Annotated in this window: 17 protein-coding genes; 7 read left to right on the top strand and 10 right to left on the bottom strand. The window is 59.8% G+C overall.

The annotated features are described in order from the left end of the window. Nucleotides 1–64: 64 nt before the first annotated feature. Both QMX84_RS22305 and QMX84_RS22300 read right to left on the bottom strand, forming a co-directional pair. On the bottom strand, nucleotides 65–1,099 hold the full coding sequence (locus tag QMX84_RS22305) for an AraC family transcriptional regulator (RefSeq protein WP_282364805.1): 1,035 nt from the start codon (nucleotides 1,097–1,099) through the stop codon (nucleotides 65–67). Continuing rightward, nucleotides 1,096–2,016 (bottom strand): GGDEF domain-containing protein, encoded by a 921-nt coding sequence (locus QMX84_RS22300; RefSeq protein ID WP_282364804.1) that lies wholly within the window; start codon nucleotides 2,014–2,016, stop codon nucleotides 1,096–1,098. The genes QMX84_RS22305 and QMX84_RS22300 overlap by 4 nt, the downstream gene beginning before the upstream one ends. A 367-nt stretch (nucleotides 2,017–2,383) precedes the next feature. Here QMX84_RS22300 and QMX84_RS22295 point away from each other — a divergent pair, with 367 nt between their 5' ends. From QMX84_RS22295 to QMX84_RS22270, 6 genes are all read left to right on the top strand, one after another. Then, the gene (locus tag QMX84_RS22295; protein WP_282364803.1) at nucleotides 2,384–4,918 is read left to right on the top strand and encodes a TonB-dependent receptor; all 2,535 of its coding nucleotides are present in this window, start codon (nucleotides 2,384–2,386) and stop codon (nucleotides 4,916–4,918) included. Between the two features lie 144 nt (nucleotides 4,919–5,062). After that, nucleotides 5,063–6,970 (top strand): phytase, encoded by a 1,908-nt coding sequence (locus tag QMX84_RS22290; protein WP_282364802.1) that lies wholly within the window; start codon nucleotides 5,063–5,065, stop codon nucleotides 6,968–6,970. 51 nt (nucleotides 6,971–7,021) lie between these two features. Then, on the top strand, nucleotides 7,022–7,732 hold the full coding sequence (gene tolQ / locus QMX84_RS22285) for a protein TolQ (protein ID WP_282364801.1): 711 nt from the start codon (nucleotides 7,022–7,024) through the stop codon (nucleotides 7,730–7,732). Nucleotides 7,733–7,746: 14 nt separating this feature from the next. Next, nucleotides 7,747–8,193 (top strand): protein TolR, encoded by a 447-nt coding sequence (tolR, locus tag QMX84_RS22280; protein ID WP_048369043.1) that lies wholly within the window; start codon nucleotides 7,747–7,749, stop codon nucleotides 8,191–8,193. Further along, nucleotides 8,190–8,978 carry an energy transducer TonB gene (locus tag QMX84_RS22275; protein WP_282364800.1) on the top strand — a complete coding sequence of 263 codons (789 nt, stop codon included), beginning with the start codon at nucleotides 8,190–8,192 and terminating at the stop codon, nucleotides 8,976–8,978. The genes tolR and QMX84_RS22275 overlap by 4 nt, the downstream gene beginning before the upstream one ends. 225 nt (nucleotides 8,979–9,203) lie before the next feature. Then, the gene (locus QMX84_RS22270) at nucleotides 9,204–10,694 is read left to right on the top strand and encodes a DASS family sodium-coupled anion symporter (RefSeq protein ID WP_048388713.1); all 1,491 of its coding nucleotides are present in this window, start codon (nucleotides 9,204–9,206) and stop codon (nucleotides 10,692–10,694) included. Between the two features lie 82 nt (nucleotides 10,695–10,776). Here QMX84_RS22270 and QMX84_RS22265 read toward each other — a convergent pair whose 3' ends face one another. The 7 genes from QMX84_RS22265 to QMX84_RS22235 form a co-directional block, all read right to left on the bottom strand. After that, nucleotides 10,777–11,148 (bottom strand): Na+/H+ antiporter subunit G, encoded by a 372-nt coding sequence (locus QMX84_RS22265; RefSeq protein ID WP_048369045.1) that lies wholly within the window; start codon nucleotides 11,146–11,148, stop codon nucleotides 10,777–10,779. Beyond that, entirely contained in the window at nucleotides 11,145–11,423 is a 279-nt protein-coding gene (locus QMX84_RS22260) for a K+/H+ antiporter subunit F (protein ID WP_048369046.1), read from the bottom strand. Before QMX84_RS22260 ends, QMX84_RS22265 begins: the two co-directional genes overlap by 4 nt. After that, nucleotides 11,420–11,908 (bottom strand): Na+/H+ antiporter subunit E, encoded by a 489-nt coding sequence (locus tag QMX84_RS22255; RefSeq protein WP_048369047.1) that lies wholly within the window; start codon nucleotides 11,906–11,908, stop codon nucleotides 11,420–11,422. Before QMX84_RS22255 ends, QMX84_RS22260 begins: the two co-directional genes overlap by 4 nt. Further along, nucleotides 11,905–13,584, bottom strand: coding sequence for a monovalent cation/H+ antiporter subunit D (locus QMX84_RS22250; RefSeq protein ID WP_153336396.1), 1,680 nt, complete (start codon nucleotides 13,582–13,584; stop codon nucleotides 11,905–11,907). The genes QMX84_RS22255 and QMX84_RS22250 overlap by 4 nt, the downstream gene beginning before the upstream one ends. Further along, a complete protein-coding gene (locus QMX84_RS22245; protein WP_048369049.1) occupies nucleotides 13,581–13,925 on the bottom strand; it encodes a Na+/H+ antiporter subunit C in 345 nt (114 codons plus the stop codon). Before QMX84_RS22245 ends, QMX84_RS22250 begins: the two co-directional genes overlap by 4 nt. Further along, nucleotides 13,925–16,831, bottom strand: a complete 2,907-nt coding sequence (locus QMX84_RS22240; RefSeq protein ID WP_282364799.1) for a monovalent cation/H+ antiporter subunit A — start codon at nucleotides 16,829–16,831, stop codon at nucleotides 13,925–13,927. Before QMX84_RS22240 ends, QMX84_RS22245 begins: the two co-directional genes overlap by 1 nt. A 223-nt stretch (nucleotides 16,832–17,054) precedes the next feature. Further along, nucleotides 17,055–18,098, bottom strand: a complete 1,044-nt coding sequence (locus QMX84_RS22235; RefSeq protein WP_282364798.1) for a DMT family transporter — start codon at nucleotides 18,096–18,098, stop codon at nucleotides 17,055–17,057. Between the two features lie 24 nt (nucleotides 18,099–18,122). Between QMX84_RS22235 and QMX84_RS22230 the strand changes: the two genes are divergently transcribed. Continuing rightward, nucleotides 18,123–18,671 carry an XRE family transcriptional regulator gene (locus tag QMX84_RS22230; protein ID WP_282364797.1) on the top strand — a complete coding sequence of 183 codons (549 nt, stop codon included), beginning with the start codon at nucleotides 18,123–18,125 and terminating at the stop codon, nucleotides 18,669–18,671. A 164-nt stretch (nucleotides 18,672–18,835) separates the two neighbouring features. On the opposite strand, the gene QMX84_RS22225 is transcribed toward QMX84_RS22230, so the two are convergent. Beyond that, entirely contained in the window at nucleotides 18,836–19,267 is a 432-nt protein-coding gene (locus tag QMX84_RS22225; protein WP_123748734.1) for a hypothetical protein, read from the bottom strand. Nucleotides 19,268–19,583 lie beyond the last annotated feature (316 nt).

The following is a 19,583-nucleotide window of genomic DNA, read 5'->3' as shown; positions in this document are numbered from 1 at the left end:
CGACCGGGTTTATCAGGCTAACCGAGTCGCCCCAATCGCGAGCAAGCCCGCTCCCACAGGGTTTTTACAAGGGCATGAATTTTCGGATTAAATTCGGTGTGCACCCGGTCCAGCGTTTCAACGCCCGGCGGAAGTTGGCCGGGTCGTTGAAGTTCAAGTATTCGGCCACCGCTTCGTTGCTGAACCCCTTGATCTGATACAGGTACAGCGCCACGTGTTTGCGCGCCTGGTCTTGCTGGGCCTGAAAGTGCGTGCCGTGTTTGTTCAGTTTGCGCTTGAGGGTGGCCTGGCTCATCGCAAAATGCTGAGCCACTTCTTCCAGGCCAGGTGCGCGTTGCGCCTGATCGCGCAGGTGCACGTACAACCGGTCAAGCAGGCTGGCGTTAAAACCAAGTTCATGCAGTTGGCTTTGCGCTTGCTGGTGCGCGACTTGCCGGGCAATCGCCGAGGCATTCGACCAAGGTTGGGTCAGGTATTCGCGGGGCAGGCGCATCAGGTCGAGCTGGCCCCCGAACTGGGTGTTTTCGCCCAAGTGCACCCAGTACTGCTCCACGTAGCGCGGCTCGGGGTAGCTGAAGCTGCATTCCCACGGCAAGCGCTCGCCGCTGAGCCATTGGCTCATGGATTTGAAGGCGGTCATGCTGGCTTCCTGGACAAAGCGCAATTGCTCTTGGGCGCCGCAACTGTCGAGCCAATACACATACGCATAGCGCTCATCCAGCAACAGCCGTGGCGTCAGCAAAGGGCTGAGCAGGGCCCGATGGTGGATGACGGTTTCCAGCGCCTGATGCAGGTTTTGCGCCTGTTGCAGGGCATGGCTGGCCGGGCCGTAGTGGCCCGGCAACAAGCGTTGACCGAACAGAAAACTGCTGTCATCGGCCCCCAACAAGCGCTGGGCATTGGCGATCAGGCCGAAGAACTGTTGCGGGCTCAAGCGCGTATTGCCGCCGACAATGTCGTCATAGAACAAGCCGGTGCCGCGCAGCAGCCGATGGCTGTCGATGTCGCGGGACAATGCCAGGTCAATCAGGGTTGCGGGTTGGTAGTGCCCGGGTATAAAGCGTGTATCGGCTTCATACCAGCGGCTGTCGAGGCTCATGCCCGTTTGCTCCGTACCGGTTTGGCCCGCGCCAGGGCGAGGTTCAAGCGTTTGAGCAATTCATCGGGGGCCTCGTTGAAGGCCATGACCACCGCCGTGCTGGCCGACAAATAGACCCGCTCGCCATGCTGGCGGGTTTTATGCGCCAGGCTCTGTACTGCTTGTTGCAGTTCCAGAGCCAGCAATCGGGCCTGGCTTTCGCCGGTGTTTGGCAGCAGCACCACAAAGCGGTCGCCGGCCAGGCGGCAGAGCAGGTCGTGGCGGCGCAGATTGAGCAGCAACAGCTGACTCAAGGCTTGTAGCACCGAGTCGCCTTCCGCGTGGCCATAGTGCTGATTGAGCGAGGCGAAATCGTCAATGTCCAGCGCCAGCAATGACAGCGGTTGTTGCTGCTCAAGGCTCTGTGCCATGCAGTCGCTGACCTGACGCTTGAGGTAATCGGCACCGCCCAGCGGGGTGAGTTTGTCGAACAGGCGATGCTCGCGGAATATGCGTTCGCGCTTTTCCATCTGCTGGTTGATGGCTTGCTGTTCACGGTGCCAGTGGTACAGGCCGAGGGTCAGAAGAACCATCCCGACCGGCATCGGCCCGGATTCGAGCCAGTGGTTCCAGCCCAGGTGTTTGGGCAGGCGAATAAATTCGTCGAGAACGTCCATCCACCAGGAAAAGAAGATGCAGCACAGGCCGATCGACAGGTAATTGGTGACCCGTCCTGTGGGGCGGCTTTTAAGCACCAGCACCAGCCACAGCAGCACAAACAGCGCGGTGCCACCTTCGCCGATGATGTCCAGCCACTGCCACTCGTGAAAGGCCTTGGGCGTGCCGAACGCCAGGTTCAGCAGCACGCCGATATTGGCGGCCAGTACCAGCAACCCGAGTTTCCAGCGATGATGCTTAAGGATGTTGAGCCAAGTCATGACGGGTCTACCCAAACGTAATGCAGGCCAGCAGAACAGAGCTCTGTGACAGCGATGTTACGAGGTGTGAGGGTCGAATCAGCTCAAGGGTCCTGCCTAAAATCGTTGATATGAAGTGTGTAGGAGCGAGCTTGTCTCGCGATCTTTTGATGCTTTAAAAGCTCGCGAGGCAAGCTCGCTCCTACTGGATCTTTGTCTAAAAAAGGTCAAATCAGCTCATCCGGCGCGGATTACCCCCCTAAAAGCCTCTATTTCCGGGGGGTGTGCCGGGCACTGTCACGGCACTGTCATTGAGCCCCCCTAGCGTTCGCTCCCAAGTTGTCGGGCCATTTGCCTGGCCTTAAGCGCGAATTGGGGGAGTGCAAACATGTACAAGGGTCGCAGCAAGACGCAATGGGTAGGCTTTACGTTCAGTGCATTGGCCATGGCCATTGCCAGCGAACGCTTGAGCGCCGCCGAGGCTTCGGTCGCCGGTGCCACTGAACACGTTGAAGTGGTCGGGCAGGCCGTGAGCCTGGACAAGGCGCTCAAGCAGCAACGCAATTCGGACACCATCCAAAGCGTGGTGCACGCCGATGGCGTCGCGCAGTTGCCGGACGCCAACGTCGCCGAAGCGGTACAGCGCCTGCCGGGCATCAGCATCGAGCGCGATCAGGGCGAAGGCCGTTTCGTCAGCGTGCGCGGCCTGGGCCCGGACCTGAACAGCGTGACCATCAACGGCACGCTGGTGCCGTCCCCAGAAAGCAAACGCCGCGCCGTAGCCCTCGACGTGTTGCCTTCTGAGTTGGTGCAGTCGCTGTCAGTGATCAAAACCCTGACCCCGGACATGGACGCCAACTCGCTGGGCGGCACGGTCGACGTGCAGAGCCTGTCGGCCTTTGACCACGACGGCCTGTTCTACACCGCCACCACCCAGGCCGGTTACAACAAGAACACTCACCAGACCAGCCCCAAAGTGTCGGGCGCCATCAGTGATCGCTTCAGCCTCGGCGACGGCATCGACAACTTCGGTGTGGCGGCAGCCCTGAGCTGGAACAAGCGCGATTTTGGTTCGGACAACGTCGAAACAGCCGGTGCCTGGGACTTTACCGACGGTGCCAAACTCAACAGCTTCGAGCAGCGGGTGTACGACATCAGTCGCGAGCGCTCCGGGGGCGGTCTGAACTTCGACTACAAGCCCGACGACGACACCAAACTCTACCTGCGCACGCTGTACAGCCGCTTCAAAGACAGCGAGATCCGCAACTCGGACTCGATTGAATACGCCAACCCGCAAGCCGAAGGCGAATTGGGCAAGGCCAAAGCCAAGCGCAAACTCAAGCAGCGCGACGAGACTCAGGAAATCCAGTCTTACGTGTTCGGCGGCGAGCGCAGCATGGGGTTGTGGACTTTGAGCGGGCAGGCCGGTTACAGCGAGTCCAGCGAAGACAGCCCTGCGGGCATTGCCGGGGCGACTTTCAAAAGCATTTCAAGCTTCCCCGACAGCGGCTGGTACGACTCGGAAAAGCCCCGGCCGATCATCGGCGCGGGTTTTTATGACCCGGCCAACTTCATTCTCGACAAAGTCGACGTGAAGAAAGAAATCACCAAAGACAAAGAAAAGAACATCCGCCTCGACCTGGCGCGCGACTACGACGTGGACGGGTACGCCTCGCAGTTCAAGTTCGGCGGCAAAGTCAGCCGTCGCAGCAAAGACAACGACACCGAAGCCTGGACCTACAAAAACTTCTCTAAGTTGGGTTTCAGCGATGACCAGTTGAACCTCGACCGCTTCAGCAAGGGCGAGCTGGATTACGCCCTCGGCCGTTATGGTCCGGGCATCAGCGCGGGCGCGATCAAAGACCTGATCGGCGGGCTGAACCGCGACAAGTTCTACAACGAGCAGGGCTCGCGGGTAAATGACTTCACCATGCACGAAGACATCAACTCGGCGTACCTGATGAACACCGTAGACATCGACGACTGGCGCTTTATCGCTGGCCTGCGCTACGAAGGCACCGAGTTCGACGCCAAGGGCACGGGCATCCGCAACGGCGTGTATGAAGCCCAGGACACCAAGCGCGACTATCACCACTGGTTGCCGGGCCTGCATGCGCGCTACCAGTTGGCGAAAAACACCCAGGTGCGTGCCGCCTGGACCAACGCTGTGGTGCGCCCGACCTTTGGGCAGCTGGCGCCGGGCTTTGTGATCGAGGATGACAAGGCTGAATTTGGCAACCCGAACCTCAAACCGCTGGAGTCGAGCAACTTCGACCTGGGCATTGAGCACTTCATGGGGCAGGCCGGTACGGTGTCGGCGTTCCTGTTTTACAAAGACATCAAAAACTTCGTCTACAACAATGATCTGGCCGGTACGGGCGCGTGGCGCGACTTTACCGAGGCGCATTCCTATGCGAACGGTGACAACGCCAAGCTGTACGGCCTGGAACTGGCCTACTCGCAGAAGTTCGATTGGTTGCCTGCGCCCTGGAACGGCGTGATTGTTGGCGCGAACACCACCTTCAGCCGCTCCAACGCCAGCATTAAAGGCTACGACGCCGCGTCCGGGCAAACCCTTAAGCGCGACATCGACTTGCCGAGCCAGTCCAACACCGTCGGCAACCTGATGCTCGGCTGGGAGGACGACAAGCTCAGCGTGCGCCTGTCAGCCAACTACAAATCGGCCTACCTCTATGAACTGGCCGGGGTCAACGACAAAGCCCACGACACCCATGTGGCTGCGCAGACCTTTGTGGACTTCAGCGCGCGTTACTCGCTGACCAAAAACCTGCAAGTGAGCTTTGACGCGCAGAACCTGACCGACCAGCCGTACTTCGTCTACAGCGGCAACAGCCGTTACAACAACCAGTACGAAGAGTACGGCCCCACCTACTCTGTAGGCCTGACCTTCACCCATTTCTAAAGCATTGGCGTTTTCTGTAGCCGCTGCCGAAGGCTGCGATAAGGGCCGCAGGACCTTCGCTTTCGAGCAAGAGCGGGGTCGCTGCGCAACCCATCGCAGTCTGCGGCAGCGGCTACAGATACGGCTTCAACGGACGGTATATCCATGTTTCTTTTGTTCAAACACCCACCGCGGCTTTTACCTTTGCTGGTGTGCCTGGCCGCTGGCAGCGCACAGGCTGCGCAAATCACTGCACCCACCCTGCAATCCTGGGGCACGGGCAAAGCCCAGGCGCTGGGTTACCTGCCCACAGGCGATGATCGCCTGGCCGTGAGCAAGCGCGACGGTCTGCGGCTGCTCGATGCGCAAGGCAAAACCCTGAGCCAGATCGCCGGCTCGTTCGCCGGGCTGGACAGCCGCCCCCTGGGCGACAACGTACTGGTGGCCAGCCAGGACAAGGCCAAGCAGCAAGTTGCGTTGTTCAGCCTGGACCCGAAAACCCGCGAGTGGCAGACACCGACGTACCTGCCCAAACGCGACTACGCGGTAAATGGCGTGTGCCTGTACCGCGATCAGGCGAGCAATGTGTACCTGTTTACCGTGGGTGAAGAGGGCAAAGGTGAGCAATGGCTGGTGGCGGCGGACAGCAAACAACTGGCCGCACCGCTGTTGGTACGCAGCCTGCCAATGCCGCCGCAAGCCAAGTTCTGCCAGGTTGAGGATGCGGCGCAGCAACTGTTCGTCAACGAAGAAAACGTCGGCTGGTGGGCATACCCGGCCCATGCCGAGTCTGATGTTGAACGCTTGCCGGTGGCCATCGTCGAGCCCTTCGGCAACGTCAAAAAGGCCGCAGGCGCCATGGCCGTGGTGCCCGGTGGCCTGCTCGGGCTGGACCCCGAAGCCGCGCAATTAAACCTCTATCAACAGCAAGGCAAGCGCTGGTCACCGGTGGCCAGCCTGGCGCTTGACGGTGTGACCGAGCCTGAACATCTGGCCCTGCGTGAAACCGCCAAAGGGCTGGATGTACTGGTGCAGGACGGCGCGACCAATCGTCTGTTCCAAGGCTCGCTCAACTGGAAAGCCACGCCGGTGGCTCTGCCGCCCGTGCTGCCGGTGGTCAAGCCGCTGGTGCAGACCGACGTGGTGATGAGCCAGGGCGATGCTGCCGATGACCCGGCGATTTGGGTCAACCCCAAAAATCCGGCGCAGAGCCGCGTGCTGGGCACCAACAAACAACAAGGGCTTGAGGTGTACGACTTGCAAGGCAAGCGCGTGCAGCACTTACCGGTAGGGCGCCTGAACAACGTTGATGTGCGTCCGGGGTTCACCTTGGGTTCGCACACCGTTGACCTAGCGGTCGCCACTAACCGTGATCACAACAGCTTGAGCGTGTTCAGCATTGATCGTGAGTCTGGCGTGTTGAAAGCCGTGGGCGAGATCGCCACGCCGGTCAAAGACATCTACGGACTGTGCCTGTTCAAGGCGCCGTCGGGCGAGATCTACAGCTTCGCCAACGACAAGGACGGGACCTTTGTGCAACACCGTCTGTTTGCCAAGGGTGATCAGGTGCAAGGCGAGCTGGTACGCCAGTTCAAGGTGCCGACCCAGCCTGAAGGTTGCGTCGCCGACGACCAGCGCCAACGCCTGTTTTTGGGTGAAGAAGATGTGGCGGTGTGGGCCGTGGATGCGCGCCCGGATCAACCCGCTACGTTGACCAGCGTGATCAAGGTCGGTGAGCAGGTGCATGACGACATCGAAGGGCTGGCGCTGTACCAGACCGAAAAAGACAACTACCTGGTGATCTCAAGCCAAGGCAATGACAGCTACGTGGTGGTCGATGCCGAGCCGCCGTTTGCCCTGCGCGGTGCCTTCCGGGAGGGCGTGAACGCCGAAGCCGGGATTGACGGCACCTCCGAAACCGATGGCCTCGACGTGACCTCAGCCAACCTCGGCGGGCCGTGGAGCAAAGGCATGCTGGTGGTGCAGGACGGCCGCAAGCGCATGCCCGAGCAGGCCCAGAACTTCAAGTACATCCCGTGGAGCGACGTGGCCAAGGCCTTGCACCTGCCATAACCCGGTCACACGGGGGGTGTATTTAAATCAACAGTCATCAGGAGTTACAACATGCAAGCAACCATGGAACACATGACCATTTGGGGTCTGATCAACGATGCCAGTCTGCTGGTGAAAGGCGTGATGTTGATACTGCTCGCGGCCTCGGTATTGAGCTGGTTCTTGATTGTGCGCCGTAGCGCCATCCTGCGCCGCAGCGAGCGCGACATTGAAAACTTCACCCAGCGCTTGCGGGCGCCGGGTGACCTGGGCGCGCTGTACCGTGAAAGCCGCGACGCCAGCAACCCGGATGCCGGTGCCGAGCAGGTGTTTGTGGCGGCCTACAGCGAATACGCGCAGCTTCGCCAGCAGCCGGGCATTGATGCTGACGGGCTGATGCAAGGCATTGAACGCTCGCTGTATGTGGCCATTACCGAGCAGGAAATCCGCCTCGAAAAAGGCCTGCAATTTCTGGCCACCGTTGGCTCGGTCAGCCCGTATATCGGCCTGTTTGGCACCGTGTGGGGGATCATGAATTCCTTTATCGGTTTGTCCCAGGTGCAGCAGGCCACGCTGTCGACTGTGGCACCGGGCATTGCCGAAGCCTTGATTGCCACCGCGATTGGCTTGTTTGCCGCGATCCCGGCAGTCATCGCCTACAACCGTTTCTCGTCCCGTGGGCAAACCCTGCTGACCCGCTATTACAGCCTCGGCAATGAACTGCAAATGCGCTTGTACCGTGGCTTTCACGCGGGTTCACGGAACATGGCCGCTGCCGCTTAACAGGGAGTTTGAAGATGCTTGCTCGACCACAGCGCAAACACGGGCCCAAGGCCGAAATGAACGTAGTGCCCTACATCGACGTGATGCTGGTGCTGCTGGTGATTTTTATGGTGACTGCGCCGATGTTGACCCAGGGCGTCAAAATTGACCTGCCCAAAGTCGCCAGTGAAGCGTTGGCCAATGACACCCAGCAGAAAATCCTCACCTTGTCGGTCAAGGCTGATGGCGGCTACTACTGGAACCTGGGCAGCGAACTGGACACCAAAAACCAGACCGACAGCGCCGTCAGCCTTGAAGAGCTGCAAGCCAAGATTGGCCAGGTGGTGGCGCAAGACGGCGACACCCAGGTGTATATTCGTGCCGACAACGACGCCGGTTACGGCAGCGTGGTCAAGGCCATGGCGGCCTTGCAACAAGGCGGTGTGACCAACCTGGGGCTGGTCACAGAGGCCCCGCAATGAGTGCCGCGTTGATGAGTGCCGGGCACGTTGAGGCCCGGCCGCTGCCCTGGACCCGGCTGTGGCACAACAGCCAGGCGGTGGCGGTCACGGTTGCGCTGCACAGTGCGGTGATTGCGTTTTTAGTGCTGGGCTGGAGCATGGAGCACGAAATGGCCGTGCCCGCGCCGAGTACCTTGAAAACCCGCCTGGTGATGATGCCCGCCGAACCTGTGGTGGCGCCGCCTGAACCCACACCGCAGCCGGTGGTGGTGCCGCCGCCGGTAGTCGAAGCCAAACCCGAAGTGGCCAAGCCAGACCCGCAGATACAGGCACGCAAACTGGAACAGGCGGCGTTGGCGCGTAAACGGGTAGAGGAGCAAAAGCAGCTCAAAGAAGAGCAGCAAAAAATGGCGCAGCAACGCGCCGAACAGGTCGAGATGCAACGTCAGCAAGTGGCGGCTGAAGCGGCTGCGCAGCAAGCCCGTGTGGCAGCGGATAACGCCAAGCGTGCGCAACAGGCGGCTGCGGCGGCGGATGTGCGGCAATACTTGCCGATCAGCAAACAGGCCCCGGACTACCCGCAGCGTGCGCTGGACAAAGGCATTGAGGGGGATTGCACGGTTGAGTATTCGGTGACGCCGCAGGGCAAGGTTGAAAGCCCCAAAGTGGTAGGTGACTGCCACCCGGCGTTTATTCGCCCGTCATTGGTGGCGGCAGCCACGTTTCGCTATCAGCCGCGCATCGTCGATGGTCAGGCAGTGACAGTGCCGGGGGTGCGTAATACGTTTCACTATAAAATCCGCTGACTCATCCAAGAGCAACACGGCTCAAGGGTGGGAGCGGGTTTGCTCGCGATTCGCTTCAGTGCGCCTCATTTGCCCGGCAAAGAAGCGTCATCGTTAACGATCATCGCGAGCAAGCCCGCTCCCACAGTTTTTGGTGTGAGCTTCAATAAATACCTGACAAGCATCAACGCGAAACCCGCGTCCTTGACCTATGCTGCATGCGTTTTCAAGCACAAGGAGATGGCCGTGAACGCGCCCGCTACGACCCCGCCGCCGGCAACGGCAAAAGTTAAGTTACCCATAGGTCTGGTCATCGCCATTGTGGCGATGGTGGGCGTTTTACTGATGCCGTTGCCCGCCGACTTGCCGGTCGCCGGGCACCGGATGTTGGCGATTCTGGTGTTTGCCGTGGTGGTGTGGATCACCGAAGCGGTGTCATACGAAGCCAGCGCCATCATGATTACGTCGCTGATGGCGTTTTTGATTGGCATGGCGCCGACCCTGGCGGACCCGTCGAAAATCTACGGCACCAATGCCGGGATCACCATGGCCCTCACCGGGTTTTCCAATGCCGCGCTGGCGCTGGTGGCCGGCGCGCTGTTTATTGCAGCAGCCATGACCCACACCGGGCTGGATCGGCGCATCGCGCTGGTGACCCTGTCACGCATCGGCACCAGCACCCGGCGCATTTTGATCGGGGCGATTGCGGTGACCATTCTGCTCAGCCTTGTGGTGCCCAGCGCCACCGCGCGCAGTGCATGTGTGGTGCCGATCATGATGGGGGTGATTCTGGCGTTTGGCGTCGACAAGCGCTCCAACATCGCCGCCGGGATCATGATTGTGGTAGCGCAGGGCACCAGTATCTGGAACGTAGGCATTCAAACCGCCGCCGCGCAGAACCTGCTGACAGTCGGCTTTATGGACAAGATGCTCGGCGAGCGGGTCAATTGGCTCGACTGGCTGATCGCCGGTGCGCCGTGGGCCATCATCATGTCGGCGGTGTTGCTGTTTGTGGTGCTGAAAATGCTCCCGCCGGAAAGCGACAGCATCCCGGGCGGTAAAGAAGCCGTGGAAAAATCACTGGCCGAACTGGGCCCCATGACCGGGCCGCAGAAGCGCCTGATGGCAGTATCCATCGCGCTGTTGCTGGGCTGGGCCACGGAGGGCAAGTTGCACAGCTTCGACACCACCTCCATCACCTACGCCGGGCTGGTGATCCTGTTGCTGCCGCGTTACGGGGTAATGACCTGGAAGGACGTGCAGTCGCGTATCCCGTGGGGCACGGTGATTGTGTTCGGTGTGGGCATCAGCCTGGGGACGGCGTTGCTGACCACCCAGGCCGGGCAATGGTTGGGCGGGCAGGTGGTGCATAACACCGGGCTGGATCAGGTCGGGCCGCTGGGCATTTTTGCGATTCTGGGGGCGTTTCTGATTTTGATTCACCTGGGCTTTGCCAGTGCGACGGCGCTGACATCGGCCTTGTTGCCCATTCTGATTGCGGTCTTGCAGACCTTGCCGGGTGAATTCAGCCGCTTGGGTATGACCATGCTGCTGGGCTTTGTGGTGAGCTACGGCTTTATCCTGCCCATCAACGCCCCACAAAACATGGTGTGCCTGGGCACACAAACCTTCACCGCCAAGCAATTTGCCAAGGTCGGCTTGATAGTCACCGTGGTGGGTTACCTGCTGATGTTGCTGTTTGGCGCGACGTACTGGAGCTGGCTGGGCTGGATGTAACCCCTCCTGTAGGAGCGAGCTTGTCTCGCGATCTTTTGATCGTTAAAAGATCGCGAGGCAAGCTCGCTCCTACAGAGTGGATTTAGCTACCACCTTCGCTGCGCCCGCCGCTGCTGACTTCGGCGGGTACATCTTCGCCAGCCATGCGTTTGCGGAACAATGAGGTGCGGGCCAGCAGCAAGGTGGTCACCGGCACGGTAATCGCCAGCAGAATCGGGATCAGCCAGGCGTGCAGGACCGGTGTCGATTTAAGTGCCGAGAAATATACAATCGAGGCCAGTGCCACGCACCAGGCGCCAAGGGTTGAAGCCAGTGCAGGCGGGTGCATGCGCTGGAAAAAGTCCTTGAGGCGCAGCATCCCGATGGCTCCAAACAGCGCAAACAGGCTGCTGACCACCAGCAGCACGGCCACCGGTATCTCGATCCAGAGCGACAGCTCGCTGACGGAATTCATTCAATTACCTCCCCACGCAGCAGGAACTTGGCCAGCGCAAACGAGCCGACAAACCCGAACAGGGCGATCAGCAAGGCGGCCTCAAAGTAGGTGTCACTGGCATAACGTATGCCCAGCACCAGCATCATCAGCATGGCCACGATGTACAGGTAGTCCAGCGCCAGAACCCGGTCCTGGGCCGAGGGGCCTTTAAACAGGCGGACCACGGTCAGTACCATCGCCAGGCTAAAGAAAAACAGGCTGATCAGGATGGCATTGGAGAGCAGGGCACTCATTCAAAGATCTCCATCAAGGGGCGCTCGTAAGCCGTTTTGAAGTGTTCGATAAATTGCGCTTCGTCATCCAGGTCAAAGACGTGCAACAACAGCACGCTGCGGTCCAGCGCCAGTTCGGACCAGACCGTACCCGGTACTACGGTGGTGATCATCGACAAGGCCGCGAGGCCGTTGGCGTCACGCAGGTCGAGGGGGATTTTGATGAACCGCGAGCGTGGCGGGCGCTTGCCAGCATTGAGCACGCCCCAGGCCACGGCGATGTTGGACATGATCACGTCACGCCCCACTAAAAAGAACAACTTGAGGATCACACCCGGACGGTGGATGTGAATCGGCAGGGGCCGCAGGGGCGCGAACATGATCGGCGCCAAAAAGCCCAACGCTGCACCGAGCAACAGATTGCCCGCGCTCAATGACAAGTTGAGCAACAACCACAGTGCCCACAACGCCAGGGACAACCACGGTGCCGGGAATAAACGCTTCATGGCTGCACCTCCTGCAACGCCGCTTTGGCAGTGGGGCCAGGCACAGGGCGAGACTCCAATACTGCCTGCACATAACGCTCTGGGTTGCTCAAGGTCTCGGCGGCGGCTTGGGTAAAGCGCAACAGCGGCTCAGCCTTGACCGTCAGGACCACGCACAGCGCCAGCAGCAACACGATGGGCATGCATTCAAGGCGACGCAGGATCGGTGAAGGCCGCTCCAGGGGTGTCCAGAAGCGCTGGATGCCCATGCGCGAGAACGCGATCAAAGAGGCCAGCCCGGACAGAATCAGCAAAGCCAGCAAGCACCAGGCGGCGGTAGACACCGGGGCATTGATCTCGTTGCCCAGCCCGGCCGGGTTGAGCAGCGCGTTGAGCAAGCTGAGCTTGCCGATAAACCCGGACAGCGGCGGCATGCCAATAATCAGCAGGGCACAGGCGATAAAGCTCAAGCCCAGAAACGCCATCGCCCACGGAATAATCTGCCCGACCACGACGTTTTGCTCGTCGTCCAGGTTGGTCCCGCGCGGGGGCGGCTCAACGATGGAAGGTAATGCTTCAGCATCTTCTTCGTACAGCGTCTCACTGGATGAGCGCGAACGTTCAATCAGTTCGGCCAGCAAGAACAGCGCACTCAGTGCCAGGGTGGAGCTGACCAGATAAAACAGGGCCGCCGCAATCAGGTTGGGTTGGGCAAAACCCACCGCCGACAACAGAATGCCGGCCGACACCAGAATGCTCAGGCTGGCCATGCGCTCCAGGCGCTGGGCTGCGAGGATGGCAATGGCGGCGCAGACAATGGTTGCCATGCCGCCGTAGATCAACCAGTCGCTGCCAAAGTAGGCCGAAGCCCCGGCCTGGCCCGAGAACAGCAGCGTCCAAAGGCGCAATACGGTGTAGATCCCGACCTTGGTCATGATCGCGAACAGCGCCGCTACCGGTGCGCTGGCCGAGGAGTAGGCGGGCACCAGCCAGAAGTTCAGCGGCCACATGCCGGCTTTTGCCAGAAAAGCGATGGCCAGAATGGCCGCACCGGCGTGCAACAAGCCACGATCGGCTTCGGGCACCAAAGGGATTTTAAACGCCAGATCGGCCATGTTCAGCGTGCCGGTGACGCCATAGATCAACGCAGCACCAATGAGGAACAGTGACGAAGCCAGCAGGTTGATCGCGATGTAATGCAGGCCCGACGACACCCGTGCCTTGCCCGAACCGTGCAGCATCAGGCCGTAGGAGGCCGCCAGCAACACCTCGAAAAAAACGAACAGGTTGAACAGGTCGGCGGTCAGGAAAGCGCCATACAACCCCATCAACTGGATCTGGAACAGCGCATGGAAGCTGGAACCGGCGCGGTCCCAGCGGGCCATGGCGAACATCAGCGCGCAACTGGCGATCACCCCGGTAAGCACCAGCATCAGCGCCGACAAGCGATCCACAACCAGCACAATGCCGAACGGCACTTGCCAGTTGCTTGGCAGGTACACGCCTATCGATGTCGGGCTGCCGGTTTGTTGCGTCCAGAGCAGCAAGGTGATTGAGATGCACAGCCCGAGCAGGGTCGAGCCGAGGTTGATGCGGGCTTTGAGCGGGCGATGTTTTTCGCCCAGCAACAGCATGCACGCAGCGGTAAACAGCGGTAGCAGGATGGGCGCGACGATCAAATGCGGCATCAAATTCATTCTTTAGGCTCCCGGCCATCCACATGGTCGGTACCGGTCAGGCCGCGAGAGGCCAGCAAGACCACCAGAAACAGCGCGGTCATGGCAAAACTGATGACGATGGCGGTCAACACCAGTGCCTGCGGCAAAGGGTCGGTGTAGTTGAGCAAGTCTTGCGGCACGCCTTCTTTGATCACCGGCTCCTTGCCGATGAACAGGCTGCCCATGCTGAAAATAAACAGGTTGACCCCGTACGACAGCAAGCACAGGCCCATCACCACCTGAAAGGTTCGAGGGCGCAGGATCAGCCAGGTACCAGAGGCGGCAAGCACCCCGATAGCAATAGCGATAACTTCTTCCATCAGGCAGCTCCCGTCTTGGATTGGAGGGCGGGACGATGGGCTCGTACCGATTGGTGAGCCAGCGCTGTGAGAATCAGCAGCGTGGCGCCGACCACAACGGCAAACACACCAATGTCAAAAAACAGCGCACTGGCCACGTGAATCTCACCCAGCACCGGCAAGCTGAAATGCGCGGTATGGGTGGTCAGGAATGGGTAGCCCCACAGCAGCGAGCCCAGCCCGGTCAATGTGGCACAAAGCAACCCGGTACCCATCCAGCGCAACGGCCGCAGGCTCATTTGTGCCTCGACCCACTGCGTGCCGGCCACCATGTATTGCAGGATGAACGCCACCGACATCACCAGGCCTGCGACGAAACCGCCGCCCGGCTGGTTGTGACCGCGCATAAACAGGTACATCGAGACCATAAAGGCGATAGGCAGTAGCAAGCGCACCAGCACCGCTGGCACCATCATGAAGCCCAAGGCGGTATCGCTGGCGCTGCGCGGGTTCACCAGGTCGGTGACCACGTCTTTGGCCAGCAAGCGCTGCTGGGCAGGCAATTGCATGCTTTCTTTGGGAGGGCGGAACCGGCGTAGTAGGGCGAACACGGTCAGGGCCACGGCGGCCAGTACGGTGATTTCACCCAGGGTGTCGAAACCGCGGAAATCCACCAGCATCACGTTCACCACGTTGGTGCCGCCGCCTTCGGGCAACGCACGGCTGAGGAAGAACGAAGAGATGTGGTTCGGGGTTTGCCGGGTCAACATGGCGTACGACAGCACCGCCATGCCGCCGCCGACGGCGATCGACAACAGCAAGTCGCGCAGACGACGGATACGGGCTTTGTTCAGGGTGCCAGGCAGCGGCGAGACTTCTTCGATACGGCGTGGCAGCCAGCGCAGGCCCAGCAGGATGAGCACCGTGGTTACTACCTCAACCACCAGTTGGGTCAAGGCCAGGTCCGGCGCCGAGAACCAGACGAAGGTCACGCAGGTCATCAAGCCGCACACACTGACCATGGTCAAAGCGGCCAGACGGTGGTACTTGGCTTGCCAGGCGGCACCAATGGCACAGGCAATTGCCAGCAGCCACAAGGTCACAAACACAATGGAGCCCGGAATGTTCGGCCGGTCGCCCCAGCTCAAACCGCTGTAGAGCATCGGGATCAGCCCGGCAACCACCGCCGCCAACACCAGCAGGAACAACTGGGTTTGCAGGCGCAAGGTGCTCACGCGCCGCTCGACGCGCCGCGCCCGGCGCATAATCACCACCATGCTGCGTTCGAAGAAACGCTTGCCGTTGAAGTACCTGATCAGCGGCGGCAGCGGGAAGCGCTCAAGCTTGAGCTGCTTGCGCAACAACACGTACAGCACGATACCGCCGGACATGGCGATCAGGCTCATGATCATCGGGGCATTCAGACCGTGCCAGATGGCCAGGCTGTATTCGGGCAGCTCGCCCCCCACCACCGGTTGCGCGGCCGCAGCAAGCAGCGGGCCGACAGTGTGGGCCGGGAAGATGCCGACCATCAGGCAGGTAAACACCAGCAGCTCGACTGGCGCCCGCATCCAGCGCGGCGGCTCGTGCGGAGTGTGCGGCAGGTCGGTGGCAGGCGGGCCGAAGAACACATCCACGGTAAAACGCAGCGCGTAAGCAACGCTAAACGTACCGCCAATGGTAGCGATGACAGGCAGGGCAATTTCGACCCAGGCCGTGGAGTTGATGAACACCGTTTCGGCGAAGAACATTTCTTTCGACAAGAAACCGTTGAGCAACGGCACACCTGCCATCGACGCACTGGCCACCATCGCCAGCGTGGCGGTGTACGGCATCAGTTTGAACAGGCCGCTGAGCTTGCGGATATCCCGCGTGCCGGTTTCGTGGTCGATAATCCCGGCCGCCATGAACAGCGAGGCCTTGAAGGTGGCGTGGTTGAGGATATGAAACACCGCCGCCACGGCCGCCAGCGGGCTGTTAAGGCCCAGCAGCAGGGTGATCAGGCCCAGGTGGCTGATGGTCGAATAGGCCAGCAGGCCCTTGAGATCGTTTTGAAACATTGCGCAGTACGCGCCGAGCACCAGGGTGCAGGCCCCGGCGCCACTGACAATCCAGAACCATTCTTCGGTGCCGGACAGGGGCGACCACAGGCGCGCCAACAGGAATACCCCGGCCTTGACCATGGTTGCCGAGTGCAGATAAGCCGAAACCGGAGTCGGCGCCGCCATGGCATGGGGCAGCCAGAAATGAAACGGGAATTGTGCACTTTTGCTAAGGGCGCCGATGAGAATCAGCGGCAACAGAATGGGGTACAGGCTGTGAGCTTTAATCTGATCGCCTGCGGCCAGCACGACATCCAGATCATAGCTGCCGACAACATGGCCGAGCAGCATGACCCCCGCCAGCAGGCACAAGCCCCCGGCGCCAGTGACCATCAGCGCCATATAGGCGCCGCGTCGGGCGTCGGAGCGGTGGTGCCAATAGCCGATCAGCAGGAACGAGAAGAGGCTGGTCAGCTCCCAGAAAAATACGATCTGGATCAAGTTGCCCGAAATCACCAGGCCGAGCATTGCGCCCATAAACGCCAGGAAAAACGAGAAGAAGCGCGGCACCGGGTCTTCGGGTGACATGTAGTAACGGGCGTACAGAGACACCAGCGCGCCAATGCCCAGGACCAGAATCGAGAACAGCCAGGCAAACCCGTCCATGCGCAGGACAAAATTGAGGCCGATACTCGGCAGCCACATGAACTCTTCACGAATCACCCCACCATGGGCGATTTGCGGATAGAGCAGGGCAACTTGAACTAAGCCGATCAGAGCAATCAAACCGGCCAGCAGTGATTCACTGTTACGTGCGTTGTGCGGCAAAACAGCCGCCAGACAGCTGCCAATAAATGGCAGAAGCAGTAGAACTATCAGGGACATAGGCTTCTAATCTGCAGGAGTTTGCGAACGATCATACGTGGCGACTTGACGATCACCAACAACGGATCTGTAGAGGAATCCTACAAAATGTGTGCAAAACTTTAACAACGAGCCGGGTCTCTTCCTTATTGACCCGCTTGCGTGATGCGAGCGTCGCCCCCATACGTGGGGGCGAGTCATGCCAGATGATGAGGTTTAACCGGGTGAATGGGGTGCAAAAGCATCACTCGCAGGCTTGGTTACCTTGCTTTTCATCCGACTCGCTGGGCGTTTTACCTTTTGTTTTTAACTCACTAACGATCACCGCTGCAACAATCAATAGCGCACCGAGCAATGCGATGCCGGGCAAACGCTCCCCGGCAATACGCCCGACGATCCCGGCCCATACCGGCTCGCCGGCGTAAATAAGCGTGGCGCGGGTCGGTGAAACACTCTTTTGTGCCCAGTTCATCGCCACTTGAATAATCGCGCTCGCAGCCCCCAGGCCCACCGCGCTGATCAGCAACAGCCAAGAGAAGTCAGGGATGGCCTCGCCGCTCGGCACCACCATCAAGAAGGACAGAATAGACGCGGTGGCGAGTTGCACCACGGTCACCCGTCGCACATCGACTTTGCCGGCATAAGCGCTGATCAGGATTATTTCGGCGGCGATGGCGATAGCGCTGATCAGGGTCACGATCTCGCCCTGGCTGAAGTTCAGCGCTGCACCATTGGGCCCGGACAGCAGCATCAAGCCGGTAAACGCCATTACGATACCGATACTCGGCATCAAGCCAGGTCTGCGGCCTAGAACCAGCCACTGCAGCAACGGCACGAAAGGCACGTAAAGAGCGGTGATAAAGGCGGACTGGCTGCTGGGAATGGTTTGCAGGCCTACGGTTTGCAAGCCGTAACCGAACATGATTGCCGTACCAATGAAAAACCCGGCTTTGAGCTCCAGACGTGTGAAGCCGCGCAAGCTTCGCCAGGAAAACAGCGCCACGATCGTCGCCGCGGCAGCAAAGCGCAGGCCGACAAAAAACATCGGGCCGCTGGACGTCAATGCATGCTGTACCAACAAAAAGGTGCCGCCCCAGACCATGGTGATCAGGATCAGCACACATTCTGCTTTACTGAAACGAGCCGTTATCGACCCGAGCTTGGAAGTTTTCAACGTTGACATAACCTTGCACGCCACAAGATGAGAGACGCACAATGCGTCAAAGCTGAGCAGTATACTGCGCACCCCTATAGAGTGAGCAATATAGTGCCCAACGAAATTCCCCATTCTGATCCGTCACAGAGAGGTTTCATGCAACGTACTTCGGTATTGCAGCACGTCAGTCAGAACGTTCGGCGCTTGAGGCTGCTCGCTCACCTGAGCCAAAGTGCACTGTCTGATTTGTCGGGTGTCAGCCGCCGGATGCTGGTTGCGATAGAGGCAGGCGAGAAAAACGTCAGCCTGAGCACCCTTGATCGGGTGGCAGAGGCGTTGAACGTGGCGTTCAGTGATTTGATTCAGGCGCCGGGTTCAGTTGACCCGAGTCGCATCAACGAACTGGCGTGGGCCGGCAACAGCACGGCGAGCAAGGCGGTGTTGCTGGCCAAGGCGGTGGCCCGTAAAGAGGTTGAGCTATGGGAATGGACCCTGGTGCCGGGTGACGAATACCACTCGCAGGCTGATGCCGATGGCTGGAGCGAGCAGTTATACGTATTTGAAGGGCACTTGACGCTGGTGATTGACGAACAGTCGTTCACGTTTGGCGCCGGGGAGTTCTACATGTACGCCAGCAATAAACCGCATTCTTACCGCAATGACGGCGATGAAGTGGTTCGCTTTATCCGCAACGTGGTTATTTGAGAAGGGTGGCGGGACAAACGTCCCGCCGAGCCAGGCTGCCGCACACCGTTCGCTCGCGGTCCAGGCCAATCATTAGGTCAATCGACTTGAACAGGGTATGTGCTGACTGGGGGAATCAGCCCGAGCGACGTTGGCTGCACAGCAGACCTGACGCAACACACCGCTTAGCGGATGTTTTTGATGGTGCCTTTGTTGCCGGTAACCGTCACGTTCACCTTCTTGAAGATGAAGTAGTCTTCAACCGACACTGCGTAACGAGGTGCGACGATCAAATCCGAACCCGAGCTCTTGACCGCTTTGTAAGCAGCAGCTGCTTTAGTGGCAGACACTGGGTCTGGCAGGCTGAAAGCAGGAGCAGGGCCGCCATAGGTCACGCCGTCTGCGAACTCACTGTCGCCGCTGATTTTCAGCACGCCGAACAGAATGTCCGAAGACGATTGGCCGGTGATCTCGCCGCCCACTTCAATGTTAGCTTTCAGGTCAGCAGTGACAGTACCCGCGATTGGAGCGTTTGGCTGGCTCACGTTGTGGCTCATGCAACCGCTGGTGGCCAGAACTGCTGCCACTAATGCGACAGGCATCCATATTTTTTTCATCGTAAAGCTCCAAGAGATTTGTCAGTCCGTTCGTTAACGGCGGCGAGACTGTACGTGAGCACTCTTAGGATTAAAGTCAGCCAAGTCCCTCTCTCGCGCAGGCATAAAACCTATTGGCGGTAGGAATTTGGATTGCCTCCTACTTTTACGGGCGTTCACTGTAGGTACGGTGCAGGGCGGGGTGTAATACGCGGGAGGTACGGCAAGATCAAAAGATCGCGAGGCAAGTTTTATGGCGAATCAAAGACCCGTGGGAGCGGGCTTGCTCGCGATACAGACGACTCGGTATGGATGTTTCACCCTGTCGATGCAATCG

Origin of the sequence: Pseudomonas sp. PS01297 (assembly GCF_029959305.1) — a bacterium.
Lineage (GTDB): Bacteria > Pseudomonadota > Gammaproteobacteria > Pseudomonadales > Pseudomonadaceae > Aquipseudomonas > Aquipseudomonas helleri.
This window is presented reverse-complemented; position numbering and strand designations above follow the sequence as displayed.